Below are 26967 nucleotides of genomic sequence, written 5' to 3'. Positions count from 1 at the left end.
ATTTTTGGATCCTCGCGCTATAGCTATTGTCCGCAAGAACCGTCCCTGCGGCCCCTCAATGAAAACCCTTACAATAATTGTATTGAATTTTCAAAATTTTTAACATATAATGTTAAGAGAGTACATACCAACTGGTCAGTACGTCACTTCCTGCAAGCGATTCATGATCTTAAAAAGGGGGAAATTGAATGTCGGCAAAAAGAGCACGAGATCTCACGGATTTACAGGTAGCGCAACAGGAGGTTCCTGGACATAAGGAAATGCTAAATTACGGGTTAGGGTTCTTTGGTATTGTATTAATTTGGACAATGGTTGGGACATTTTTGGCGTTTTACTATACAGATGTTGTGGGAATCTCCGCCGGAGTTGTCGGAACGCTCATGCTCGTCTCTCGCCTACTCGATGGCGTCACCGATATTGGGATGGGCTCGATCGTCGATAGGACGAAGACAAAACATGGACGAGCTCGGCCGTGGATTCTGTGGATGGGGATCCCATTTGCTGTCTCAGGCGTCTTGCTCTTCGCTGTCCCTGACATCAGTATGACTGGGAAAATTATTTATGCCTACGCGACATATATCTTGCTTATATTGACGTATACGGCCATCTCGATTCCCTATAAAACGTTGCTTGGACTGATGACGCAAGATCCGAAAGGCCGTTCCTTAGTGAATGTTTACACCGGTGTTTTTACGATGCTAAGCACCATTCTTGTCATGACGTTAGCCGAGCCGATTGCCAGTGCCATCGGAGGTGGATTTGGTTGGACTGCTATCGCGATTGCGATTGGTGTGATTATTGTTGTGACCTGCTATACGTCTTTTCGGTCGACCACCGAAAGAGTCGATGTGCAAACCATAGCCAAACCAAAAAAGGTCGTCCCGTTTAAAATTGAGTTCAAGGCGTTGTTAACAAACAAGTACTGGGTCATTATTACGATCTATTGCGTGTTCGCTTTTACTTTAAACGCCCTCCTAACAGGAGCTGGGATCTACTATGCGACCTATATTTTCGGAAATAGCAGTTATTTTTCGTTATTTGCGCTTACTCTGTTTTTACCAACGATCATTTGCTTCTTTTTCATTGGAAAACTAGCGGGAAGATTCGGCAAACGGAATGTTGCTTTGTTCGTTTCGGTGATTGCCATTTTCGGTTCACTAGTCAAATTGATTGACCCTTCCAGTTTAACGATCTATTTAATTGGCAATGTGATTCAGGGGTTCGGATTAATCCCAATCATCACCTTATTGTATGCAATGATCAATGATACGACAGAGTATGGTGAGTGGAAAACTGGGTTCAGGACCGCTGGACTCGTCAATAGTGCTGCTAGTTTTGGCATGAAGGTTGGAACGGGTATTGGCGGTGGATTGATCGGCTGGATGTTAGCCTTTGGCGGGTATCGGGGAGCCGTCGCGGAACAAACGGCCGCCGCTAGCCAGATGATCTTAGCATTGAATATTCACCTCCCTCTTCTCTTCACCGTGCTCCAAGCCATTCTATTATGGATGTATAAATTAGATAAACAGTACCCACGGATATTAGATGAGTTAGGAAAGAGAAAATTGGCGAAGTGACCGCGGGGACGGTTCTCCCGGTTCAGTATTTTCAATCTTTCTGGACCAAGAGAACCGTCCCCCTGGTACCTAATCTATTTGATTTTCTCCGCCAATTCTAAAATAATTCCTTCTGGTCCACGGCAATAGCATAATTTATAAGCGTTTTCGTAGTTTTGTATCTCACCAATCAATTCTGCACCTTTCTTCTTTAATTTGGTAACTAGAGCATCAATATCGTCAACAGCAAAGGCAATATGCCGGATACCCAGAGTATTTGCCAAAGGAAGGTGCAGTTCATTTTCATCTGATGGTGTGTGAAATTTTACTAGTTCTAAATTCGCGTCACCCTCTGGCGTTCGCAACATTACAACTTCCCCTTTAACGTTTTGAAGACCAATGATTCGCTCTACCCACTCTCCTTTCACTTCTCCTTCCCCCATTATTTCAAGGCCAAAGTCATGAAAAAACGATTTCGCGGCAGGAAGATCATGGACGATTATCCCCACATGATCTATTCTATGAATCTTCATATCTCATACCTCCTTATTGATGTCCAATTAACTTCCTTTATAGGCTTGTTAAACTAACGTTACCTTCTAGCTGAAAAGGCGGCCGACGATTGCAGTCAGCCGCCTAAAATGGATATTGGCTCAGTTCTTAATTCTACAAAAGATAAATTAGGCACTGGTTGATTATCATCCCATTGATTAGTAATTTATTTCTTTTCCATGATAGCAAAGTAATTTTCTTCTTTATCGGCAAAGTTAAATACTCTACCAGAAGGCATATTTACAATTTCCCCGACTTTGATATTTTTACTTTTTAAATCCTTGTATAACTTATCAAGATCTTCTGAAAAAAACATTAAAGATGGTGTGCGAAGATTTAATTCAGGATTCATTTTAGCAACAAACTCTTTATTATGGAGGATTATACACGTCTCAGCTTCTTTTTTTGGAGCTATTTCAATCCATCTCATTCCTTGATCGTTTTCATCTTCAGAAATGACACTAAACCCTAGTTTTTCTGTCCAAAAACTCACTGCCTCATCTTGGTTATTTACATACAACATAATTTGACCAACTTTATTAATCATCCATTCCCCTCCTAATAATTTGGTATATTGTTCCTTTCTATAACCATGATGAATAATCCTTCAAGCCAAGGGGACGGTTCTCGCGGTTGAACAGGAGTGACCAGGAGAACCGTCCCTGCGGTCCAAATTAATTTATTATTTCGACTATGGAAACAGGACAAGCTGTGCCTCATATCGTTTAGTAAGACTAACGAAATGGGGAATGACACTTGTTCAAAAAGATCATGGGCGTCATACTGATCGCGGTTATCTTTTTCGCATGGCAAATGCCATCGGCCTCCGCGTCCAGTAGTGCAAACCAACTTATCATTATCAACAAAACAGAAAACCAGCTCGCATTCTATGAAAACAACAAACACGTGAAGACATTCCATGTCGCCACCGGACGATCTGCCAGTCTCACCCCTGAAGGGTCATTTAAAATCGTAAACAAAATTACTAACCGTCCGTACTACAAAGACAACATTCCTGGCGGGCACAAGGACAATCCTCTTGGCAATCGCTGGCTGGGCCTGAATGCTAATGGAACCTGGGGTACAACTTACGCGATCCACGGTAACAACAACGCATCATCGATCGGCACTTACGCCAGTGCTGGCTGTGTGCGCATGCACAACGATGAAGTCAAATGGCTGTACGATAAAGTCAAAATCAACACACCGGTTGTGATCGTGTCATCAAACAAATCGTTTAACACAATTGCTAAAGACAACGGCTACACTCTTGACGGGAAAAAATCAGCTGTACCTGTTAACACAACTGCCACTCTCCGTCGGGGCAGTAAAGGCGCTTCTGTGACAGAGTTGCAAAAGCAACTCAATAAAGCTGGCTACAACACGAAAGGCGTAGACGGCAATTTCGGTCCTGCTACGGAAGCCGCTGTGAAGAAATTTCAAAAAGACAAGAAACTCACCTCTGACGGAATCGTCGGAACAAAAACAAGAAACGCTCTTTTTAACCAAAAATCTGTCTCACCTGCAAAGCCATCACCATCTTCCCCAGCCATCTCACAACCCACCCTTCGTCAAGGAAGTCGTGGAGCAGCTGTAACTGAACTACAAAAAAAATTGAAATCGAACGGCTACAAGATCACCTCCATAGACGGCGTATTCGGCCCTGAAACAAACAGTGCCATACGTAAATTCCAACGGGATAAAAAACTAACAGTAGATGGTGTCGTTGGACCGAAGACGTGGAAGGCATTGTAAAACCAGGGGTAAAACCAGGGGGACGGTTCTCGCGGTGAAAACCAAGGGGACGGTTCTGGCGGTCGCCCCGGGCATCTGAATCTTTCGTACCCCCTCCCTCTTATTCAGAGAGGGAGTTTTTCATTGCTTGGATGATGGCTATGAGTTGGGTATTAGTTTTTCTAGCGAGGTCTTATCAACAAGTCGAATTTTAAGCATTTCTAATGAACCGAAACAACTATTTTTAACCATAAGAACCGTCCCTCCGGTTCACAAAAATGCCAGCGCTCGGTTCGTATGAAACTTTGTAAGCCCCTTCGCGAAATCCTTGTCTGGAAAGCCTCTGTGCAAGAGCTTCAGTCCGCCGCCGATGAGGGCTAGATGGTGACAATAAAGGTAGAAGGCCATGCGCTCGGGATCGAGATCCGCTTTATCAAAATAGTGATAACATACCCCGAACCTGAATGATAAAAAGCTGTGTTCATGCTCCACATCGTAAAAACCGGATCCTTCAATGTCAATGAAGAAAGGTTCCAGGTTTTCATTCACCAACACATGATTAGGCCCCAGTTCCCCATGAATAAATCCGAAGTGGTCCCTTGGCTGGATTCGCTCCTCCAGTTTATGCAACTTACCAAAAAGAGCATCATAATGCTTCTCCACATCACAAATAAATTTTTTCGCATAAAAGAGTTGTTCGATGGCATTGTTCAGTTGATAACGATGGCATTTCTCTGACTGGGCTCTGTGGTCGTTTAGCTTGCCGCACGTCCCCCGAGCCTGGCTGTGCATAGAGGCTGTCATGTCACCGATTTGCTCGAAAACAGTGTGCTGAGTACGCGGATCAGTAGATTCTAAAAACGCATCAGCGGTTGGGCCGTCTACGTACTCCACCAAGGCGAAGTCGAACGGGTATTGTGCGCGGCTTTGGTTCAGGTCGTACAAGGCTGGGGTTCGAATGCTTTGCTCCGATAAATAACGGTTGTTCATCGCAAACAGGTCGCTGCCGTCGGATCTTTCATTAAGGTCCTGGCCTGTTTTCTCCTCTTCGAAGTAGTTGTGGGTCTCGTCCCAGACATACAGGCAGAATGCAAAACCGTTGGTACATGTGACTTTGTAGACGACTTTTTGGGCACCACCGTGCAGTTTCGATACTGAGGCAACGTCATGCCGGTTTCCGAATACCTTTTTGGCATAAAGCTCTAGGTGATGCTGTTTCAGATGGCAATCATATTCCACAGGATTCACGCTCCTACTTTTAGATGATATTGAAACGAATTTTGTGCATTATTCAAAAGATGAACGACCTTTTTGGCCAGGAGAACCGTCCCTCCGGTTACCACTCAAAGAAAAACTTCAGTGACATGGTGACGACTGTATAAGAGAGCACGCCGACCACGAATGTGGGATAATGAATCTCTTTGTCATTTGGCAACTCGTTTTTAAATACATTTAAGATCATCGCGCCTGAGACAAAAGCGAAGACGATGGCTTTAATCAAAGGATTAAGATCAATCGTCAGGGCAAAAATCCACCCTACAACAATGCCGCCGGCCAGGATATATCTTCCTTTATGACTATACTCATCCGGGAACTCGCGGTACATATCATGGGCAACAGCAATAATATGAAGCCCGATAGCGAAACTGTAGAAAATGGCCTGAACACCGGCCACATCAACGGAAAGCACTGTAAATGAAATTAATGCGTTATAAAAGGTATAAAAGGCCACAGCTACCCAAAACGACGACGTGTGAGACACAACATTCCGTCTTACGATTAACTGGATCCCAACGAAAATCACTACACCTAATAATCCAATAAAGTAGATTTCTGATTCCATGGCAAGGGCTCTGTATTTATCTTCAATATTTACCTGTTCCTGATGAAGAGTAGGCAACAGATAAACGAATACATACGAAACTGCCAAGCCACCTGAAAAAGAAAACCAAATCATTTGTTTTATTCGTTCTGTAGGCAAAAGGGAATTTGCCTGTAAGTGCAAAAATATAAAGACGATTCCAATAAAAAATGGAATGAGATTCAATCGTCATCCCTCCTCCAACGTTCCAATCACATTTCTTATGTATACTAACTTTCATCATACCTTCTGCTAGAACAGAAAGGCAACCGCGGGGACGGTTCTCTTGGTCAGTAAAGTCTGAATTATTGAACCGCGAGAACCGTCCCTTCGGTTGTTTTAAATTGGATGCGTTTGCATCAAAAATCATTGTTTTCTTTTGTGAAATAGAGGCGTATAGTGTAGTGAGCAGCTATTTGAAAGGAAGTAAACGTATGGAAATCAACTCACTTGAGCAAGTGGAAAAACTAGCGCTCAAAAAAGAAAAAATTTTTAATACAGGAAAAGTTCGTTACCTGATTAGGGCGATGCTTGCCAGCATGTTTATCGGGTTTGGCGTCATTGTCGCTTTCCGAACTGGGAGCTATTTTTACATGGAACAGTCCCCTTGGACGTACCCAATGGCGGGCTTAACCTTTAGTGTGGCCATCATATTAATTGCTTACGGGGGAGCGGACCTATTTACCGGTGATACTTTTTATCACACGTATGCCGCTATTCGGAAGAAAATGAAATGGGTCGTCGTTGGCAAACTATGGACTTACACTTACATTGGCAACATTCTTGGAGCGGTGACGTTCGCTTTTTTAATCTACACAACTGGGTTATTTAACGAACCGGAAGTCAATGCCTTTCTGCTAACGGTGACTGAACAGAAGATGACAGATCCAGTGATGGAGCTGTTCTTCCGAGCGATTCTATGTAACTGGCTTATCTGCCTTGCCTTTTTCCTACCTCTTTCTATTAAAGAAGATATTGCAAAAATGGCAGCGATGATTTTTTTCGTTTTCTGTTTTTTCATTTCCGGTTATGAACATAGCATCGCCAATATGTGTACGTTTGCGATCGCACTCGTCCTAGATAATCCCGATGCCGTCTCTGTCCAAGGAATGATCCGCAACCTCATTCCCGTTACGCTCGGCAATATGATCGGCGGAGCCATCTTTATGGCCGTTGTCTATCACTATATTAATCGGCCGTTTTTGGATAAGGCCTAACAAACTTCTATCATTAGAAAAATTTGATTGCAAACCAGAAAATGACCTCCACTAAGTGGGGGTCATTTTCTTATAAAAACAATTGGTGCTCCCAAAGGGACGGTTCTTGCGGTTTACCCTAGTTTCAGCACTATTTATTTTCAACCAGAGGAACCGTCCCTCTGGTCGTGAGCATTTATTTTACTTACCTTTCTATTTGTTCAATAGAAACGCCGGGGATAGAAATTTGTCCTCCCATTGTCGATTCATAAGTTATTAAGCCAGTGGAGAGGCCCATGATCGTAATCATATCGTCTTCTAAAATTCTAGAATCAACAATAGACGAATCAAATTCTGCAAAAAGCATGGTATCGTAATTATCATTTATAGCTAACCTTATTTGAGTTATACCATCACCTTCAATAACTTGGACAACTTTACCTTGGAATTTAACTTTTTCAAAAAAATAGTCATCGGGATTCCTGGCTAATTCGTCATAAGTAATTCCTGTGTCATACCCCTTCTTTTCTTCCTCTTCTGCTAATCTATCTGCCTCGGCTTGTGCCTTTTCTTCTTCTTCTGCCTTCGCCTTTTCTTCCTCTTCCTGCTTAGCTTTAGCTGCAGCTTCTTCCTCTTCCTTCTTAACTCTTTCTTCTTCTTCTTTTTTCTTCATTTCCTCTTCTTTTTTCTTAAGTTCATCTTCAATTTCTTGCTGCTCTGCTTCTTTTAATTGGAAAAAAGGTTCAGCCTCTGTTACTTTAGCGGCCAGCTCTTCGTTCTCTTCTTCTAGTGCTTTCATTTCTGCTTCAAGTTCTTTGACCTGTTTATTTTTATCTGATAGTTTGTCACTTAACGTAATTTTATCAAGATCCAGAGCATCTACCTGATCTTGAGAAGGGCCAAAGGTGCTTCCAATAATTAAAGCAATAAATGCAACTAAAATATACCTCCACCTAAGTTTCACAAATCCTAATACCTTTTTCATAATCAACTCTTCCTCTCAATAGTGTCTTTTTATTTAATAATAATCTAAAACCTTCCATTTTCATAGATATTTTTTCCGAAAAACAACCCTAAAGTTTCACGACTATAGTTTTAGTTATTAAAACAAGACGACGGTTTTCGTGGTTCAATTCAAATTTTCAGTCTCTACAACCGTTGATAGGTTAGCTCCGAGGTTTATCCAGCTTTCTTCAAGTGCTATATTTCTTAAATTAGATGAACCTAGTAATGTTTTGATATGGGTTTTAGTCTTCTTTAGGAGATCCTGTGAATGAAGCGAATTAAGTACGTTTTCAGCACCTTATAAATTAATTCTGAACCAGAACCGTCCCTCTGGTTGCTATGGACTATTTACCACATCTATTTCCAATACTTTGTACTTAAAACTAATTTTAACAATATGAATCTTTTATACTTTATTTTCATAATTTTCATAATTTTAGAGGTTTTATTTCTTAGTGTGGCGAAATACTCCTCGTCAAAAGCAGTTGAGCTAGATAGAAAGGAGGCTAATAGGAGGCTAATTAAAGCAGTTAACCAAAAAAAGAAAAGGGGTTATACGATGAAGAGAACGTTTTTATGTGGTTTAATGGTACTTCTTTTTATTTCCAGCTTTAACTTGAGCGTTTTAGCAAGCAGTGACGCTGAAGTGACTGAGAACGGCACTCCCCTGTTTATGGTTGTATTTAATTCACAAAACTTACCAGAGAATGTTGAGGAAATCGTCGAGAAAGCCGGGGGCGAGATTACATATCAAGTGCCTGAGGTTGGCGTGATTGAGGCTACTTCCGATACACCTGGTGAATTTATGAAAGCTATAATGAACCAAAAAGAAGTTTTGAGTATTGGTCCGTCTCTTGAGGAACAGCTTGACTTACCTGATTTTGAAGTTGCCGAAAGTGAACTTTTTAAAACTTCAAAAGAGGCTCCTGTTCAGAACATCTGGGAAGATGGCTGGCAATGGGATATTGAGCAAGTAACTAATAATGGAGCAAGTCATGATTTGGATCGCGAAGGCCGTGAAGATGTGGTTGTGGCTGTTATTGACTCCGGTTTTGATTTTGACCATCCTGACCTTGCTGACTTTGTTGATGAAGAAGGGTCACGCACGTTTGTTCCTGGAACGACTAATTCCTGGGATTTTAACAGCCATGGAACTCACGTAGCCGGAACCATTGGTGCTGAAGGACGAATGAAAGGCGTGGCACCTGGAGTTACCCTTAGGTCATACCGGGTATTCGGTGCAAGTGGCGGAGCTTCTCAAGTGTGGATCACTGACGCCATTATTTCAGCAGCTGATGATGGCGCCGATGTGATTAACATGAGCCTTGGTGGCACACGTTTACGTGGCCAGTGGTTCTTCACTGACCCCAATACTGGTGAACAAATCCGCGGCGGAAATTCCGCAGCTGATATTGTCGCTTATAACCGGGCGATTCGTTATGCGATTAACAAAGGCGTGACAGTTGTATCTTCTGCCGGTAACTCTGCACAGGATCTTAGCAACCCTTCCAAGGTCGCTGACTGGCAGAACTCCAGCCGGACTGACGGATGGGAAGCTAAAGGAGCTGTAGTCTTCGTTCCTGCTCAGATTCCTGGAGTTATCACAGTATCTGCCACAGGCGGCGGATTCGGTACAGATGACCGTCTTGCTTTTTATTCAAACTACGGCAATGGTGCCATTAATATCGGCGCACCTGGCGGAGACCTCGGCCCTGAAGACGGTGAATCTGCAAGTAAATACCTTGTCTTAAGTACTGTTCCCACTTATATGAACTTTACAACAGGACGCGGACCTGAAGCTAAAGCATTGTTTGGCTCAGGATACGGCTGGAAAGGCGGAACATCTATGGCCGCTCCTCAAGTCTCTGGTGCTGCTGCCGCGTACATTGCCCAGCAATATGAAAACACAGGCGTGAAACCTAACCCTATGCAAGTCCAGACCCATCTTCAGCAGACAGCTGTAGATACAGGTAAAAAAGGCTACGATGAACATTACGGACACGGCATTGTTAACTCTTACAATGCGCTCTCAGGTATTAAAAGATAATTACATTACCATCTAAGGGTTGAATTTTCATCATAACAAAAGTGTAAGCCCCTAGTGCTGTAAAGCACTAGGGGCTTACATCATCGAGTTGTCTTTCATTTCCTCTTGATTTTTTACGTTTCTGTCCTGATCCGTTTGGTAGTGCTGTGTAGGTAGCATTCAACCACAAGAACCGTCCCTCTGGTCACCTCCTCTTCGGTTAACCGTTGCTTGTACTTCATCTGTGATTGTATGGAGCTTTTCTTTTAGGGACTGGCTTAGTCCGAAATGAAAGGATATTTCGGAGGGTTCTATGCCGATGATGCATCCTTTTAGTCGCTGTCTCTGTTGGTATAGGACATTAAATAAGTGCAAGTTGTGCGGGGAAATGTTCAATGGTTGCCGCTCATGTAACTCAGAGAACTGATAGATGGTGATGTCCCCCGGATTTGTCCCGGAAAAAATAGCATCAATGATCATCACATAGGGCGTTCTTTCTATTTGTTCTAAGCAATAATCAATATCAGATTCTCCGATAACGTACTCAATATGTTCAGGGGTAGGCTGACGTTTCATGAGTTCTTCTACGACACAAATCCCAATGCCATCATCCATCATTAATTGATTGCCAATTCCTAGTACGAGTATTTTCTCCATCAAAATACCTTGATGGTTTTCACTTGTTTCCCTTTGCTAAATACATGCGTAGCACAGGACATACAAGGATCAAATGATCGCAGGATTCTGCCGATTTCGGCTGGGTTATTAGGATCTTCGATAGGTGTACCGATCAACGCCTGTTCTGCTACGCCTCTGAATCCTTGATCATCCCGTGGAGAGAAGTCCCATGTGGAGGGGGTGATAATTTGGTAGAACGATAGCTTCTGATCTTTTATTTTAAGCCAGTGACCAAGTCCACCTCTTGTTGTATCCACTAACCCTCTTCCTTCTGCCGATTCCGGGAGATCGTACTTTTTTTGCAGATCCACTCCTGGTAAAACTTCACGAAGCAACGTTTTCATAATTTGTGCGATTTTTTTTGCTTCAAGGGCCCTGGCAATGGTTCTGTCCATAGCTGAGATACCATGTTCATAGGCTCCGCTTAAGATTAATCTTGCCAAGGGACCTACTTCCATTGGCCTCCCGTTGTACCTTGGTGCTTTCACCCAGGAATACCCTTTCTGTTTCCTTCTATCTGGTTCCGGTACGGTTTCATCCGGCTGATACTCATTTTCTTCTCTTGTGAACCAAGAATAATCTATTTTTTCCGAGATGTTCGATTCATCAAATGGTTCAGGTTCAGTCATTTCGAGGGTGGATACTAGTGGGTCTACATATAACGTTCCCAACTCTTTATAGTCATTAAATGAACCATATGTTAATAGATTGCCGTATCCCCCACCAACGCCATAATAGTCTGGATAGTACTTAGCGATGTCATACACATCTGGAATCATTTTTTCATCAATAAAGGCTGTGATCGTTTGTAAGAGCGAGTCAAGCTGGACAATTTTCTCTGATGTGGCTTGAGTCGTGATCCCGCCGATAAATACTCCATGATTATGCGGAGCTTTCCCCCCTAATATAGCAAGCATTTGATGGGCTGATCTGCTAATCGGAAGAGAGTCAAAGTAGTGCTTGGAGATGCGATCATTAATCGCTTTAGGCAGCCTGAAATCGTTATGGTCTGTTTGAAATAACGCATTTTGCTCGATAAAAACAAAATCGGGCGCCGTATATTGGTAAAAGTGACGAATATGATTTTGCAAAAACTCACAGCAATGAATGATATCTCTTAAATACCTGCCTTGTTCTAAAGGTTCGACTTTCAAGGCATCTTCCAATGCTAACGATGAGGCCATCGAGTGCGCAGCGGAACAAATCCCACAAATTCTTTGTGTAAAGTACACCGCATCAAAGGGACTTCTGCCAACGAGCATTTGTTCAAAACCGCGAAACAAGTTTCCGGTCGTTCTTGCTTCGGTTACCACATGTTGATCTACCGTCACTTCAATTTCCAAAAACCCACTAATCCGTGTTAATGGATTAATTACAATTCGTTTACTCATCTTTCACCACCCTCGTCGTATCAAAGCTGATAAACGGAGCCATAGCATCAGGAAAGCCGAACTGTGAACAGCCGATGCATGGGGTGTCATCCCCAATTGGCCAGTTTACACTCCCATTCCACTGTCTTGTTGGACAATCCGTCCGTGTCACGGGTCCACGGCATCCTAATTTAAATAAGCACGTTTTGTCTCCTAGTTTCTCGGCAAAAATTCCCCGATCAAAAAACGGTCTTCTTGGGCAACGGTCGTGAATAAGTGTACTGTAAAACATCAACGGTCGCCCTAAGTTATCCGTTTCCGGCTCTCCATAGAGTAAAAGGTGAGCTAACGTGCCTAAAAACCAATCTGGATGAACGGGACAGCCTGGCAACTTAATCATGTTCCGATCTGGTAACACGTCTTGTAGGCTGACGGATTCCGATGGATTAGGTTTCGCCGCTGACACGCCTCCGTGGGTGGCACAAGCACCTACAGCTAAAATATGAGATGCTCGTTCACCAAGCATTTGGGCTGCTTGCAAACCTGTAAGTGGCTGGTCGTTCCAGCTACCGATCACATTGTACAGACCCTCGTCTTTTAAAGCGACTGCACCTTCAACTGCCAAAATAAAATCTTCATCTAAAACGTCGATTAGTTTTTCTGTCGCCTGCTCTCCTTCTGAAGCCATTAAACTGTTACTATAACGAAGATTTACCAGGGAATGAAGCGTATACTCAAAGGTAGGATTTTGCCCATTCAGTAACGAGATAATATTTCCTGAACATCCATTTAACTCTAGGTAGACGAGATTTCTTTTTTTAATCAGGCCTTCTCTTTGTTTTTTATCAGCAGTGGTTGTCAACCTCGCTGCGATCGCTTCATTTGTAAGAGATTCCGGCGGTAAAATGGGTTGCTCCATTACGTTAGGCTCCCTTCAATTGGCAGTGTTGCTAAAATGGACTGTTGTCCGGCATGGCAAGATTGGAATTCTGCCGTATAGTCTTTTCCGGCGGTTAAACCGAAATGGGTTGCGGCAGCCCATGCCCGGTTATTTGTCACGTCATAAACAACTCCATCAACAGCCACATAGGCAGGCCTACCATTTTTCCCATCATAAGTTGCAAGTTCCTCTATGGTGAATTGGCGTTGATTTGGTGGTGGAAGAGTTTGGTTCGGCAGAGGTGTGATAGGTGGGATACTTGTTTGATTTGTTGTCCCATTCTGCTGAGGAAGAAGGGTTGGCGCTGGTAAAACATAATACCCTGGCATTGACGCTTGATTTGCAAGCATCTCACTAATGAAATGCATAGTTGAAACTGTATCCCATAATCGCTGAAGAATTTGCGATTGATCAGATTGGTCATTCATTACTGAAAGGGAATGAAGATCTTGGCGAGCTTGAGTGACAAGGTGGTTCATCTGAAGTCTGAGCAAGGCAATGTTATGCATCGTTTTCACTCCTTATCGAGGATTGCGTGTTCCACCATTAACAAATCCTTGGTAACACCATTCCGGAGAGACGAGAAAGACGCCTTGTTGTGTTGACTGGTGTCTTCAATTTCAACTTCCCTGTCTGTTCAGTGACAGCCGTCACATGACCGATAAGACAAGCATCAGCACCGTATTCATCCTTGTGTAATATGTCGAGTACCAGGTCTGCTTCATTTGCGTCAACGATGATCACCGTTTTCCCTTCGTTTGCAAGATAAACAGGATCAAAACCTAAAATTTCACAAGCTCCTTTCACCTCATCACGTATGGGTAAAGCCGCTTCCTCTATCTCCATTGTACTGTTGAAATCTTCACAAAGTTCCACAAGACCTGTCGCTAACCCTCCACGTGTAAGGTCTCGCATCGCACGGATCCCTTTTGTTCGTCTCAATATATTTTGGATAAGCTGATTTAACGATGCGCAATCACTCGTTACATTTGTCATTAGACCAAGCTGCTTCCTGGCACTTAAAATCGCAATGCCGTGATCACCAATCGTTCCGTTGATAATCACAGCGTCTCCTTTTTTCATACTTTCTGGGTTTAGATAACTTTGCTCGATGGCACCTATCCCGGTTGTCGTAATAAAGATCCCGTCAACACTTCCCCGTTCAACGACCTTCGTATCCCCAGCAATGATTTTAACCTCGGCCTTCTCCGCTTCCTGCGCCATGCTTTTAACTATATGTTTTAAATCGCGGATCGGGAAACCTTCCTCGATCATAAAGGCTGCGGTGATGACTTTTGGCACGGCTCCTGTTACGGCCAAGTCATTGACTGTCCCTGTAATTGCCAGCTTTCCAATATCTCCTCCTGGGAAAAAAATAGGGTCAACTACGTAACTATCTGTTGAAACGGCGATCTGCTCCGAACTAGAAGAAATAATTGCAGCATCCAATCGCGCTTGTTCGCCGTGGTCAAATGACCTGATAAACACATCGTGGATCAGTTGGTGTGTTAACTCTCCACCTTCGCCATGTCCTAAACTGATTCGCTCCATCGTCATTTGTCCTCCCTCATAAAGTGAAAGTGCGCTGCACAGGTGCCTTCTGAAGAAACCATACACGGACCAATTGGATGAGTCGGAGTGCACCCTTTATTAAACAGCACACACTCTTCAGGGGTGAGCACCCCTCTAATCATTTCTCCGCAGCGACATTTTGTTTTTTTGGGTGGCGTTTGTGAGACGTTAAATTTCTTTTTTGCATCAAACCGAGCATACTTTTCTTTTAAAATAAGACCACTTTCAGGGATCATCCCCATTCCGCGCCATTCTTCATCGTGACAGGTTAGATACTTTTCCATGAAATGTTGGGCAACAGGATTCCCTTCCTCTTTAACTACGTATGTATAGTCATTGAGGATTTCGCTTCTTCCTTCGTGAAGTTGGATTAATAATTTTCGGATACTGCTTAGGAGCTGAACAGGTTCGAACCCAGTGATGACACCAGGCATTTGAAATTCTTCGCTTAAAAAACGGTAGCTTTGTTTTCCGGTTACGATGGATACTTGCCCCGGTAACAAAAAACCATCTAATTGCACCTCTCCTGATAAAAGTAAAGCTCTTAAAACTGGGGCGACTAATTTTGTCGACATCCAAATAGAAAAGTTAGTCAATCCTCTTGTCTCAGCCTCGCGAACGGCGATCACTAACGCCGGAATCGTCGTTTCAAAACCGATACCTAAAAAAATAATTTCTTTATCTGGATGATCTTCAGCCATTTTTATGCTGTCAAAAGGAGAGTAAACCACTTTAATATCGCTGCCATTTGTTTTTGCTTTTAACAAGGAAGAATGAGAACCGGGAACCCGGACCATATCGCCGAATGTGCAAAGAATGACGTTGGATTTTTCTGATAATTGGATCATGGCGTCTATCGCCTTTTGATCTGTGACACAGACGGGACAACCAGGTCCTGCAATTAATCTCACATGCTCCTTCAATTTCCCTTTGATCCCTGATTTAGCTAACGCCATTGTATGAGAGCCACACACTTCCATCAAAATTGGCAATCTACCTTTCTTTTCTCTGAATAATTTAGCTGATTCAATGACTTCCTCTGCTAAGTGGTGCGTGATTTTAGGATTAGAGTAAATCTCTATCAATGACATCTAGCAAGTCCCTCCACTCTTTCATGCTCTCATTGGCATCTTCTTCATCAATTATCGCCATCGCTTGCCCTGCATGAATAAGAACATATTGATTCAAGGTGACGTCAGGAACGAACAAAATCCCCACGATCATTTTTGCGCCCATCACGTCCACTAAAGCTCTTTCCTCTTCTATGTTAATTACTTTCGCCGGCACTCCTACACACACGTTTTTCACCTCTTTTTATGATACTGATCTTTTTTGAATGACTGTTTCAGCAGACGATGGTGTTCTGTGGAGCTGGAGCCGCGGCGGTAGCACCTACCTAGCATGGTCCGTCGTGACCCCTAGCTTTTCTTCTTAATTTCTCGTGTTTTCGCCCTTGAGCGTTGTTGACGTGCAGCCGAGGCAATGATCATTTGTCCTAGGGCTAATCCGCCATCATGACATGGCACTTGTTTGTGTGTATACACTTGAAAGTCTCGTTTTTCCAGGTGCCTCTGCAGATGTTTTCTTAAGTAATTATTTTGGAATGAGCCTCCCGAGAGCACGACCGATCTATTTAGTTCTGGTCTTTTAGCCGCGATAGCTAAAGTCATGTGGACACAGCATGAAACAACCGTCTGATGAAATCGGCGACTGATTTCCTGTATCGATCTTCCTTGACATTTTTCCTGAATAATGGCCAAGATCATCGCAGAAACATCCAGCTCATAGCCATGGTCATTCGAAGTAATACGGTACGGATACGTCTTTTCATCATCATCAGGAAAATCTGTCCCGCCTAGCCCATCCGCTAACTTCATTGCTGCTTCCCCTTCATACGTCGACACAGAACAGATTCCTAATATGGCACTGACCGCATCAAACAACCTGCCGCACGTACCAGCCAAAGGAGAGTTTATGTCGTTTACCACCATCTGGCTGATTACATTAATCTCTTTTCTTCTGTCTGGGAACAGTTCAGCCGCTATTCTTTCTCCTTCTTCAGGCCAGTAATGAAGGAGCATTCCCACAGCCGTTCGCCAAGGTTGTTTCACAGCTCGATCCCCACCAGGAAGTGGCGTATATGTCAAATGACCAAGACGTGTGACAGAGCGAGCATTTCCGTAAAGAAACTCGAAACCCCAGACATGACCGTCTTCACCGAACCCTGTTCCATCGAGAATAATCCCTAAACAATCCTCCTCGAGAGCATTATCTTCCATACAAGACACATGATGAGCATGGTGGTGCTGGACAGAGATCTTCTCGCCAAGCATGGTTTGAGCTATTTTAGCTGTTTCATAGAGGGGATGCTTATCAAAAGCAACACAAGTGGACTCACTGTGGAGCCACTCCTGCTCATGACGAATGTGATCTTCTAAGAAATGAATCATTTCTTCATTTTCCACATCCCCCACGTGGGGACTCAAATATATATGCTGATGTTTTCCAATGGCATACGCACTTTTTTGATCCCCCCCTAATGCGATGATCTGATCGACGTTACCCGTTGTTTTTAATGGCTCCGGCATATATCCCCTGCCCCGTCTAACAAAAAACGTCTCGTCCCCGTCGCATTGCACAACGGAATCATCAACAGGTCTGTGAATCGGGCGATTATGAGTTAGGACGTAATCGGCCAGATTTTTCAAGTCATCTAAAACGGGGTCATCCTTATAGCAGATCGGAAGGCCCGACGTATTGGCACTTGTCATCACAAGACACGGTAATTCTGCATCTAAAAGGAGATGATGGAGCGGAGTGTACGGAAGCATCACACCTAAAGTGGTTAATCCCGGAGAGATCACGTCGGGTATTGCGACACCTTCTTTTTTTTGAAGAATGACGATCGGCATTTCCGGACTTAATAGCCGTTCTTCTTCCTGTTTCGTTATCCAACAATATTGTTTAGCGCAATCGATGGATGTCATCATGACAGCCAATGGCCGTGTTGGTCGTCTCTTTAATTGTCTTAGTCGTGCGACTGTCTGAGGTTGGAAAGGATCACAAGCAAGGTGATAGCCCCCAATCCCTTTAAGTGCCACGATCTTTCCTTTTTTCAAAAAATCGAGAGTCATTTTTTTTGCTTGAGTGTTGATATTTAAGCATGATCCATTGTGGTCATAGAGGGCGAGTACGGGACCACATGCCGGGCAACAAGTGGGCTGCGCGTGATGTCGACGGTTCTTCGGATCTCCATACTCTTCATAGCAACGGGGACACATCGTAAATTCCTTCATCGTCGTATACGGTCGGTCATATGGGACATCGCGAATAATTGTGTAGCGTGGTCCGCACTGGGTACAGTTAATAAACGGAAACTGATATCGATGATTCGACGGATCGTCCATTTCCGTTTTACAATCATGGCAAATAGCCGCATCAGCTGGCATCCATGGGATACCATTCCCTTTATTATCGCTTGAAATGATGGTGAAATCTGTATAACCTTTTCTGGCTGTCTCCCGAACAGTGATCTGATTTATTTTTGCAAGACGGGGCGGTGATTGTTGCATTTCTTCTATCATATTTTTTAATTGGCCGGAGTCTCCTTCAGCGTGGATGATCACGCCGTCCAGATTATTTTGAGCCGTCCCTTTCAGATGGTATTTATCTGCGAGAGCAAAAATAAATGGACGGAAGCCTACTCCTTGAACTCTCCCAGTAACTGTGATGTTCAACGCGCCACACACGTTTGATAACCCTCTCTGATCCAGCGAATCCACTCTTCCATTCCTTCTCCAGTGAGAGCGGAAACGGTTTTAAATAGTGCGTCCGGATTAATCGTTTTCAAATCATCTTCAGCTTCTTTTAAATTAAAAGAAACGTAAGGGAGCAGGTCAATTTTATTAATCACGGTCATATCTGTTCGCCGAAACATGATGGGATATTTCGGTATTTTATCATTCCCTTCAGGTACGCTTAAGACGACGACCTTGTAATCCTGTCCTAAATCGTAGCCAGATGGACAAACTAAATTACCGATATTTTCCAGAAAGAGAATGTCGACCTTTTCCAAATCAAACTCCGGAAGTTTTTTGGCAATCATTCTTGCATCAAGATGACATCCACCGACCGTATTAATCTGTACCGTATCCACACCAAGTTCGCGCAGCCGGTCAGCATCTCGTTCAGTAGCTAAGTCCCCTTCAATCACAGCGATCTTAAACTCATCTCTCAGCGCCTTGACTGTAGATTCGAGTAACGTCGTTTTTCCGGCGCCTGGCGAACTCATTAAGTTAATAACAAAGGTTTGAGTTTTTTGAAAGAGCTCTCTATTAAACGCTGCCGCTTTGTTTTGATTCTTTAGCACATCTTCTTTTAGTTTAATTTTCATTTTGCGTCACACCCCTCATACGACTCAACTCTGAATGTTTCACCTGAAATAAGTTCGCTTTGCGGCAACTGGCAGACTGGGCAGAGGGCAATCCGATAGTCGGGAACAAACTCCTGCGCGCAAGCATGGCATTTCGCTTTGGCTTCTTCTCGAATAAGATGTAACTCCGTTTGTTTATCCACGACTCCCCTGCTTTGTTTACGTAGATAGAAGAATGCCATCTCGAACGCTTCAGGTAAAACATTGGACAAATCGCCTACGATGACAACAAGACTAGTCACCTTCACAATGCCTCTCTCGTTAGCATCTTCAGAAACAAGTTTTATCACTTCAGCCACCAACGACATTTCATGCATTTATAACACCTCAGTACTGTTTTATGTGTACCGAAATGTCATTAGACCTGTTTAACCTAAAAAAGCAACCAGGGGGACGGTTCTTCTGGTTGCTTTGGTCGCTTATGAATGCTTTCATTTCCTCTTGGTTGCTTATGTTTTCGTCCTGATCCATTGGGGCGTGCTGCGTAGGCGCTACTCCGGTAGCACCTGCTTAGCATGACCAGTCCTGCTAGGCTTATTAGCCACAAGAACCGTCCCTATGGTTACTCCCGGTTGGTCCAGATTTGTTGCTCGAGCTGGTCGTCCCAGCGTTGGAGCCAGGTATTCCAAACGCGAGCGTAATGTAGATCCTGTTCTTTATTGTAAAGTTGGAATTCGAGGCATGGAACGTGTTCGACCGCCTGCTTCTCGAATTGTTGGACTTCTGACACGACCGTTTGATAGCCATCTTCGTCTAAGCGATTTTCTTGTTCGGAGAGGGCCTCCAAGATGCGTCCGTCCTCCTCTACAAGTTCGCTAGCCTGCTCATACCGATAAACAGACAATTCATCTTCCTTATTCGGCAACGTACCGCCTGATCTCTCCGGCCAAAATTCGCCATGGGTGGCGCTATAAAAAAGCTCGGTCCACTCTTCATCCATGTCTTCTTCAATAATGCCCGACTCTAACTGCTCTCGGCCTTTCAGCGTTAACCTAAAAACAGATTTCTCCAGCCGGATCAAGCCCCGACGTTGCATTTTCCCCATCAAATCTTCAATGAACAACTCATCGACTAACAAAAATTCCGTTAAATTAGCCGCCCTGCGGATGTCAGTTTCCTCAAATGCCATTAACATCATTTTCATTAAAATATCCATCTTCGAGCGCTTCACTCGAGTAAAGGATACGTCATAGATAGTCACCGGGATCGCCCAAACCGCTGTATCCTTGATGTCGACTGCCGGATTTTCGAGCAATTGAGCCCGCAACTGATTCATGAGTTTATCCATACTGAACCACCCCTTCAAGCGTCCGCAGTCCGTCTTGTTTTTTGACGGTGTCTAACACGTGCTTGTACATTCGTCTCGTGTCAGCTTGTTTCGCCTTTTCGGTAAACAAGCGTGTACTGCCGATTAACACGAGCATTTCTTTTGCTCTTGAGAGAGCCACATTTAACCGGCGATAGTCATTGGCAAAACCGATGTCCGCCTGTTTTTGATCGTGGTTTCGGACCATACTTAGTAGAATGACATCCATTTCCATGCCTTGAAAACGGTCGACGGTTCCGGTGCGAATCATTAAGTGATTCAAACGAAGTTCTTGGTGAATGAGCCGATCGATTTTTTTGACTTGCTCCCCGTAAAAACTAATGACGCCAATGCTTTTCATCTCATCAGCCTTCATTCGTCCCGCTTCCTTCGCCTCGGCGGTTGCTTCATCCAATTCCGTCAGCAACTTCTCAATCCTTTTTAATTCCGCAGCGTTATACAGACTTTTTCCACCTTTCATTCGCTCTTCGAAAAATCCAGCTTCGTTGGGGATATCAAGCCATAATAAATGATTGTCTCGGTTAAAAAGCTGTGATTCAAGCAAATGGTCGCGCGCTGAATCTGAATCGGGAAGACCACACTGCAAACGGTCGTTTTCCTGTTCGTAAAACGGCGCAATGGCTTCCATAATGTTTTCGTGCATGCGGTATTGAATGGCTAGCATCGTTTTGTTCGTATTCGGCAAACTTTTAAACAATCGTTCAAAAAGCGACTCTTTCAGCAACTTCTTCAATTCGACCTTGCCTTCGAAATTGTCATCATCGTCCGCCATTTCCTGCAGCGTCTCTTCAAGCGTATCGTTCCCTAAAAGAGGCGGTAGCTGATGATGGTCGCCGACTAAAATGATTTTCTTTCCTTTTAGCATCGGCAACAGGAGTTCCGGTGGCGTCGCTTTCGATACTTCATCGATGATCACCACATCAAATTCGGGATAGCTGTCGATGAAATCTTTTCGGGCCGACGCCACACACGTCGTTCCGATCACGTTCGCATGTTTCACATAGAGCTTGCGAATTTCCTCAAGATCGTGTTCATTTGCTTCTTCAAGTAACGACAGCCATTGCCCTTGAATCGATTGAAAAACTGGCAGTCTCTCTTTCTCTCTTTTTAAAGAATCCCATCTAAATGAAAGGCTGGCCCACTGTTTTAATCGTTCTTCATGTTCCTTCTCAGGCTCGGTCTCCATAATTTCCGCCAACGAAGTCTGTTCTTGTTCCTTTTCCTTGATGATACTGCGCCAAGGTTCCAGTTGGGTCTGGATTTCATCGAGCTTCTTCTTCTCTAACTGAAGTCGGGATCTCTGTTCTTCTTCTTTCTCCCGATTCGTTTCAATCTGCTGTTGAACGCGCTTATACTGCTCGATCTTCCCCTTCAGTTCAAGCACTTTTTCTTCAATTTGTGGAACTTGCTCTTTGGCGTCTGGCATGCGATCCGCCGTTTGCAACATCTGTTCGAGCTTTTCTTGTAAGGACTGAAGCTCAGCGTTCTCGGCGTTCATCTTCTGCTTGGATTCTTCATGAGAGGAGTGGTTTCCTCGCTGTTTGTATTGGACTTGATTTAGCATTTTTTGCTTGATTTTTCCAAAGAGATCGATGGCCGTCTGTTTATTTGTCTCGAAGGGCGTTAATCGTTCCCCTTTTTGACGGACATAGTGGCGCCGGCGATATAATCCTTCCAAGTCAGCTGCAAGCATTTGGGCGGTAAGATGTTGCTCCTTCAGCTTGCTTCTTAATGTCTCTAAAAATTGATCGATGTCCTCTGCCGTATAAGCGGTTAAAGCGTTCTTTGCCCGTTGTTGGATAGGAGCAACAGGGATACGGTGCTCGGTCAATCGTTTTTCCAAAAACGAAATGGCCCGGTTCAAGGTATCATGATAGTCTTTTAATTTCTGAAACTGGCTCATTTCTTCGCGAATATCCTTGATGTCTTGGAATAACTGCTGGAGCTCCATTGATCGTTCTAGCTTCTGTTCGAGGATCATCCATCTTAGGGAATCCACCTGTTTAGCGTCGGTGACTTTTGCGATGAGTTCGTCTGTTTCACGGATCGCCTCGCCCAACCTTTCAGCTTCAGCCTTTGCTTCTTCCAAAGTAATTTTTCGTTCATGAATCTTATCGTCAAGCTCTTGAATGGCAAGGCTTTTACGTAGCACTTCCATCTGATTTTGATGATCGGCGATTTCCTTTTCGATCGTACTAGGTTCTGATTCATCGCGAAGAAAGGCGGCGTCTTTTTCAATCGCTTCCGTCAAACCAAGGAGCGTTTGTTCGATCTCATCGATTTCAAGTTTAGACTTTTGCTCTTCTTTCACAGCCTGAGCTACGCTCGTTCGATATTCTTTTATGACCGAATCTAAATCATTCCACTGTTCTTTCGCTTTCTTTTTCGCTTCGATCTCCTGTTCCAACCGCGCAAGGATGGGCTTTAGCTGCTCTTGTTCTCGTTCATTTTCTGCCCATTCTTTTTCTAACTCGTCTGCACGCTTTTGCCGTTCGGAAAATTGAGTAGAAACCTCTTTTAACGTATGATCCTTCCAATACTGACCGACGTTTTCTTCGATAAACTTCTTGCCTTCTTCTTCAATGCTTTCCGTTCGTCCCACTCGAAGAATGCGAATATCTTTGTTTTGCAATAAGCGACCGAGTGCATTGTCGACCGCCAAATTGGACTGGGAGGCGACAAGTGTGCGCAAGCCTGCTCTTGCGTTTTGCAGGCAGATTTCAGAGATGACCGTCGTTTTTCCCGTTCCAGGTGGGCCTTGAATCGTGTACAAATCTTCGGCTGCAATCGCCCCCTCAACAGCCTCTCGCTGAAACTGATTCAATCGATTATGAAACGTCACTGGCGCAATTTTTTTCAACGGTTGAACGGGTGGTTTGTTCTCAAATAATAGTTGTTCCAGCTCGGGGTTGGCTGCCAGGCCCTGTTCTAAATGTCTGAAGCCTTGACGTAACCGTTTCACTTGGCTTAATGCCGCGAAGTTACTAAAGACGATTTCCTTTTGAGGGAGGTCCAATCGTTGCTCCCTAGCTCGTTGTTCCATAAATTTATTCAGTTCCACTTCCACTGTGCCAGCAGAGCGTTTTGCTTTTAAAACTTTGCCTAAGTCCTGGTCGAGACCCTTCAGTTTGACGCTTAACCCTTTAAGAGATTTCCATTCCTTCTCTGCTAACTGGCAGCCCGTAATCGTTACGCGGCTGAAGTCCCCATTGAAAGCAAGGCTTGAGTACCGCGTGACCATATCAGGAATATCCGCGGCACGCTCTTGAATGTTCAAATAGCCTTCCCAACTTGCGATCCGCTTCTTTACGTAGGTGGAACTTTCCTCGGCTACCGGCATGTCATGCAGCATGCTCAGTAAGTCAAGGGGAACCGATTCCCCACGCTGTGCAGTTAAATCGAATGTGAGATCGGCCGGTTGACGCCAATTGGTTCGGATCGATGCACGGGCCGATTTCGTCGTCACATTCGTCACGATAAACCGATCCTTCTCCACCACACAATGAAGAATGACCACAAGCCCCTCGTACGATTCGGCCACATGCTTGTTCTCCCCATGATCAACATACAAGGCGACAGAAAGAGGGCGATCTTCTGTCAGAGGATATTTTTCTATGTAAATACGAAAGGATTTCTCCAACGAAAAAAAGGAACGCTCGATCGCGAGCATGTCCATTTTGTCCTTCGCCTTATTGGTTAAAGCCAATGGACAGCGAAATATTTGATTACGAGTCTTCATTATACGTCACCTGCTTGCTACGAGAATGCCTCATAAGAATATGCTCTATTAAATAAACGATCTATTTCTTCCAATACTAGATTATAGCATAGGTTTGAAGAGAGTTTTCGAGATTCTAGTTTTTCTTCCCTGCCTCTGAGGACCGATCTGCTTCTTCAAACTCAAATCCGACTGATTCCCCGTGCATTAAAAAACGAGACTCCGGTACCTTTACTAAAACAGTAAAAAGCGCGCTCCCCTCAAGGAACACGCGCTTCACGATCAAGTCATTCTCATCCCGACTACTACAAGGACGAGTAACACGAGCGTTGCTGATGCAAAAAGATAATTCGTATACATAAGGCTGATAGATTTCAGCGTTTTATCTTTCTTTAGTGTTTCGCCATTAAGTTTTTTCTTCATCTTGCGACTATAGAGAGAAATCATGATCACCGTTAAAAGGACAACCATGGAGCCAGCCTGTTCCATGAAAATCATATAAAAAGGCAGGGCCTCCCGGTTAAACTGGAGGATCATATAAACACCTGTCAGCATAACAATCACCGCTCCCGGCAGGACGCCGACATTGATCCATAACCGGATTTTATTCATAACAGGAGTGTAAGTTTCCTCCGTCTCCTCTCCCTTCACTAATGATCTGATCAGAAATCCAAATGCGGCAAACGAGCCGAACCAAAGGGCTATGCCTGCAATATGCAGGATATAAGAGATTGCATACATGGTTATCTACTTCCTTTTCTACACATTTTTTTTCGTCCCAGTTCCAATCCCAGGCCACCAATTCCATTTCCCAAGTAACGTGACAATGGCTGGTACAAGCATTCCCCGAACGAGGAACGCATCTAGCAGAATACCGAGACCGACAATGAAACCGAACATATACAGTTCCATGAGCGGCTGCGTCATTAACACACCGAAAGTGGCAGCGAGAATCATCCCTGCGGAGGAGATGACTCCCCCCGTCAACGCCACACCGCGCTGAACGGAATCAAGAATGCTGTGATCCCGGTTTTCCTCACGAATTCTCGAAATGAGCATGATATTGTAATCAACCCCTAAGGCCACTAGGAACACAAACGCATAAAGCGGTATTCTGTAGCTCATCGCCTCAAAGCCTAGCAAGTTATGAAAGATAAACCAGCTCAACCCGAGGGCGGACAAGTAGGATAAGAGAATGGTAGACATCATATAAAGGGGCGCCACAAGCGACCGCGTCTGCCAGATCAGCATCAGCGTGATCACGACTGTCACGGCAAGTGCCACAACGATCGTATCCCTGTCATTCAACGCACGGACATCTGCCTGTTTTGCCGCCTCACCGGAAAAAAACAAGTTGTAACTAGCTCCATCAAGGCCACTTTCTTCTAATAGGCTAGGCCTGTTCTCATTTAGACGATCTATCGTATTAAGCGAATCATGATCGTAAGGATTCTGTTCCAAAATCAGTTCCCCACTCAAGGCACGCCCGGACTCATCGATATTGTCTCCATCCTCAGCGTCTTCAAGATCAGGTAGCATTACGTCGTATACACCTTCGTCCTCTAACAGAATATTTCCAAGTAGCTCTACAATCTCCCACTCTTCCTCATTTACCTCAAATCCGTTTTCACTTTCAACGATGACTGTGACGGGGGCAAGCTCTCCAGGAGGATAGCTCTCTTCCATCACCTCAAAGCCGATGCGACTCTTCATATCTTCAGGAAACGAGTTGATTAAGTTAAAGGAATGCTGAATCGTCGGAACATTCAACGCATTGATGATCAAAAATACAAGCACGATTCCGCCGGTCAGGATCGGTTTTTTCGTAACGAATGTCCCTACGCTGCCCCAAAAACGGTTGTTTTTCAGCGTTTCCTCACCCACTTTCGGTATAACAGGCCAGAACGCACGTCTTCCTGCAGCCGCAAACAGTGCCGGGATGAGTGTAAGTCCTGCAAGGAGTACAATGAAAATGGTAATAGCAAAGGTTAGTGCAAAATTATTGTAGGGACCATACAGCGCTAGAAGAAGCACAAGCATGGCTGCGAACACCGTGCCTCCGCTGAAAAAGATCGGTTGAGCCACTCCTCGTAAAGCTGTACTCATGGCATCATATTTATTCTCCTGCTTCCTCAGTTCCTCTCTGAAACGGGAGAAGATAAACAGGCTGTAGTCCGTCGTCGCCCCGAACAGAAGGATCATCACAATGGATAGGGACTGCGTTTCGATTGTAAAGACGCCGTTCGCTGCGAATAGGCCAAGGACCCTGTCTGTAATTTGATACACAAAGCTTGCCGCAAGGAGTGGAATAATCGCAAGCAGTGGGGAACGATAGATGACGATTAGCAAGACAAGGACAAGACCGATCGTTGAAAAAAGCAAGGTCAGATCGGCATTGGAGAAAATGGCGATCGTATCAGAGGCGATCCCAGCAGGACCTGTAACATAGAGTTCCCCCTGGCTGATGGCTTCATTTCCGTACTCGTCTATCATCGTGACTGTGTCATTAATCTCGTCCATTTCCAAGCCCGTCTCAAGGATGACTGGAATGACCATTGTTGATCCGTCTTCAGACCGGAATTCTTCGCGGACTTGCTCTGGAAAATGATGAAAAGGTACGACAGCGTCGATCGTTCTCATGCCCGAGTCATCTGCAAGCCATTCCGTAAAGGATGCGATCTCGCTCCAACCGGACTCTTCGTTCCATTCATCTTCTTGTGTAAAGACGAGCAGGGCGAGCTGGCCCTCATCATCTGGAAAATATGACTGTACTTTCTCTTCGGCAATTACCGACTCTGCGTCTTTAGGGAGATCGTTTTCTCCCGTGTTCATTGTGTGGTCGTTCGCAGTGGGAGCCATACTGAGCCCTCCCGCTATGAGTACCCAGATAAGAATCGTGATCCAAACTCTTTTTCTATTTGAAGCCAGCTTTGATACAAATGTCATGGAACATCCCCAACTTTCTGTATGGTGGTTATCTTGTATTAGTGCGCAACTGAA

Annotated in this window: 24 protein-coding genes; 4 read left to right on the top strand and 20 right to left on the bottom strand. The window is 44.3% G+C overall.

Annotated features, from left to right (window positions below; genetic code table 11):
* Positions 1 to 188 precede the first annotated feature (188 nt).
* Positions 189 to 1577, top strand: coding sequence for an MFS transporter (locus CR194_RS04665; protein WP_110608455.1), 1389 nt, complete (start codon positions 189 to 191; stop codon positions 1575 to 1577).
* 74 nt (positions 1578 to 1651) lie between these two features.
* Here CR194_RS04665 and CR194_RS04660 read toward each other — a convergent pair whose 3' ends face one another.
* Both CR194_RS04660 and CR194_RS04655 read right to left on the bottom strand, forming a co-directional pair.
* Positions 1652 to 2089 (bottom strand): VOC family protein, encoded by a 438-nt coding sequence (locus tag CR194_RS04660; RefSeq protein ID WP_110608454.1) that lies wholly within the window; start codon positions 2087 to 2089, stop codon positions 1652 to 1654.
* A 185-nt stretch (positions 2090 to 2274) separates the two neighbouring features.
* Positions 2275 to 2655: a VOC family protein gene (locus CR194_RS04655; RefSeq protein ID WP_110608453.1), complete on the bottom strand. Its 381-nt coding sequence runs from the start codon at positions 2653 to 2655 to the stop codon at positions 2275 to 2277.
* A 209-nt stretch (positions 2656 to 2864) separates the two neighbouring features.
* Here CR194_RS04655 and CR194_RS04650 point away from each other — a divergent pair, with 209 nt between their 5' ends.
* Positions 2865 to 3863, top strand: coding sequence for a L,D-transpeptidase family protein (locus CR194_RS04650; RefSeq protein ID WP_233254224.1), 999 nt, complete (start codon positions 2865 to 2867; stop codon positions 3861 to 3863).
* 249 nt (positions 3864 to 4112) lie between these two features.
* Here CR194_RS04650 and CR194_RS04645 read toward each other — a convergent pair whose 3' ends face one another.
* Positions 4113 to 5081 (bottom strand): phosphotransferase family protein, encoded by a 969-nt coding sequence (locus tag CR194_RS04645; protein ID WP_110608452.1) that lies wholly within the window; start codon positions 5079 to 5081, stop codon positions 4113 to 4115.
* A 97-nt stretch (positions 5082 to 5178) separates the two neighbouring features.
* Positions 5179 to 5889 (bottom strand): hypothetical protein, encoded by a 711-nt coding sequence (locus tag CR194_RS04640; protein ID WP_110608451.1) that lies wholly within the window; start codon positions 5887 to 5889, stop codon positions 5179 to 5181.
* 248 nt (positions 5890 to 6137) lie between these two features.
* On the opposite strand from CR194_RS04640, the gene CR194_RS04635 reads away from it, so the two are divergent.
* Entirely contained in the window at positions 6138 to 6920 is a 783-nt protein-coding gene (locus tag CR194_RS04635; RefSeq protein WP_110608450.1) for a formate/nitrite transporter family protein, read from the top strand.
* Positions 6921 to 7104: 184 nt separating this feature from the next.
* On the opposite strand, the gene CR194_RS04630 is transcribed toward CR194_RS04635, so the two are convergent.
* On the bottom strand, positions 7105 to 7884 hold the full coding sequence (locus tag CR194_RS04630; RefSeq protein ID WP_110608449.1) for a toxin regulator: 780 nt from the start codon (positions 7882 to 7884) through the stop codon (positions 7105 to 7107).
* A gap of 579 nt (positions 7885 to 8463) precedes the next feature.
* Here CR194_RS04630 and CR194_RS04625 point away from each other — a divergent pair.
* Entirely contained in the window at positions 8464 to 9951 is a 1488-nt protein-coding gene (locus CR194_RS04625; RefSeq protein ID WP_158282167.1) for a S8 family serine peptidase, read from the top strand.
* A gap of 159 nt (positions 9952 to 10110) precedes the next feature.
* Here CR194_RS04625 and CR194_RS04620 read toward each other — a convergent pair whose 3' ends face one another.
* The 15 genes from CR194_RS04620 to CR194_RS04555 form a co-directional block, all read right to left on the bottom strand.
* On the bottom strand, positions 10111 to 10587 hold the full coding sequence (locus tag CR194_RS04620; RefSeq protein WP_110608447.1) for a hydrogenase maturation protease: 477 nt from the start codon (positions 10585 to 10587) through the stop codon (positions 10111 to 10113).
* Positions 10587 to 11999 carry a nickel-dependent hydrogenase large subunit gene (locus CR194_RS04615; protein ID WP_110608446.1) on the bottom strand — a complete coding sequence of 471 codons (1413 nt, stop codon included), beginning with the start codon at positions 11997 to 11999 and terminating at the stop codon, positions 10587 to 10589. Before CR194_RS04615 ends, CR194_RS04620 begins: the two co-directional genes overlap by 1 nt.
* Positions 11992 to 12897: a hydrogenase small subunit gene (locus CR194_RS04610; RefSeq protein WP_110608445.1), complete on the bottom strand. Its 906-nt coding sequence runs from the start codon at positions 12895 to 12897 to the stop codon at positions 11992 to 11994. The genes CR194_RS04615 and CR194_RS04610 overlap by 8 nt, the downstream gene beginning before the upstream one ends.
* Positions 12897 to 13427, bottom strand: a complete 531-nt coding sequence (locus tag CR194_RS04605) for a cytochrome b5 domain-containing protein (RefSeq protein WP_110608444.1) — start codon at positions 13425 to 13427, stop codon at positions 12897 to 12899. The genes CR194_RS04610 and CR194_RS04605 overlap by 1 nt, the downstream gene beginning before the upstream one ends.
* A gap of 37 nt (positions 13428 to 13464) precedes the next feature.
* Positions 13465 to 14469, bottom strand: coding sequence for a hydrogenase expression/formation protein HypE (gene hypE, locus CR194_RS04600; protein WP_110608977.1), 1005 nt, complete (start codon positions 14467 to 14469; stop codon positions 13465 to 13467).
* Between the two features lie 2 nt (positions 14470 to 14471).
* A complete protein-coding gene (hypD, locus tag CR194_RS04595; RefSeq protein WP_110608443.1) occupies positions 14472 to 15581 on the bottom strand; it encodes a hydrogenase formation protein HypD in 1110 nt (369 codons plus the stop codon).
* Positions 15556 to 15789 (bottom strand): HypC/HybG/HupF family hydrogenase formation chaperone, encoded by a 234-nt coding sequence (locus tag CR194_RS04590; protein ID WP_110608442.1) that lies wholly within the window; start codon positions 15787 to 15789, stop codon positions 15556 to 15558. Before CR194_RS04590 ends, hypD begins: the two co-directional genes overlap by 26 nt.
* A 119-nt stretch (positions 15790 to 15908) precedes the next feature.
* Positions 15909 to 18272 carry a carbamoyltransferase HypF gene (gene hypF / locus CR194_RS04585; protein ID WP_332888656.1) on the bottom strand — a complete coding sequence of 788 codons (2364 nt, stop codon included), beginning with the start codon at positions 18270 to 18272 and terminating at the stop codon, positions 15909 to 15911.
* On the bottom strand, positions 18224 to 18883 hold the full coding sequence (gene hypB / locus CR194_RS04580; protein ID WP_110608440.1) for a hydrogenase nickel incorporation protein HypB: 660 nt from the start codon (positions 18881 to 18883) through the stop codon (positions 18224 to 18226). Before hypB ends, hypF begins: the two co-directional genes overlap by 49 nt.
* A complete protein-coding gene (locus tag CR194_RS04575) occupies positions 18880 to 19239 on the bottom strand; it encodes a hydrogenase maturation nickel metallochaperone HypA/HybF (RefSeq protein WP_110608439.1) in 360 nt (119 codons plus the stop codon). Before CR194_RS04575 ends, hypB begins: the two co-directional genes overlap by 4 nt.
* 245 nt (positions 19240 to 19484) lie before the next feature.
* Positions 19485 to 20210 carry a helix-turn-helix domain-containing protein gene (locus tag CR194_RS04570; RefSeq protein ID WP_110608438.1) on the bottom strand — a complete coding sequence of 242 codons (726 nt, stop codon included), beginning with the start codon at positions 20208 to 20210 and terminating at the stop codon, positions 19485 to 19487.
* Entirely contained in the window at positions 20203 to 23988 is a 3786-nt protein-coding gene (locus tag CR194_RS04565) for a DEAD/DEAH box helicase (protein WP_110608437.1), read from the bottom strand. Before CR194_RS04565 ends, CR194_RS04570 begins: the two co-directional genes overlap by 8 nt.
* Positions 23989 to 24103: 115 nt before the next feature.
* A complete protein-coding gene (locus CR194_RS20180; protein WP_158282166.1) occupies positions 24104 to 24253 on the bottom strand; it encodes a hypothetical protein in 150 nt (49 codons plus the stop codon).
* A complete protein-coding gene (locus CR194_RS04560) occupies positions 24250 to 24708 on the bottom strand; it encodes a hypothetical protein (protein ID WP_110608436.1) in 459 nt (152 codons plus the stop codon). Before CR194_RS04560 ends, CR194_RS20180 begins: the two co-directional genes overlap by 4 nt.
* Positions 24709 to 24726: 18 nt before the next feature.
* On the bottom strand, positions 24727 to 26913 hold the full coding sequence (locus tag CR194_RS04555; RefSeq protein ID WP_110608435.1) for an MMPL family transporter: 2187 nt from the start codon (positions 26911 to 26913) through the stop codon (positions 24727 to 24729).
* Positions 26914 to 26967: the final 54 nt, after the last annotated feature.

The sequence above is a fragment of the Salipaludibacillus keqinensis genome, assembly GCF_003226325.1.
Taxonomy (GTDB): domain Bacteria; phylum Bacillota; class Bacilli; order Bacillales; family Salisediminibacteriaceae; genus Salipaludibacillus; species Salipaludibacillus keqinensis.
The sequence above is the reverse complement of the archived record's forward strand: the minus strand, read 5'-3'. Positions and strand labels throughout refer to the sequence as shown.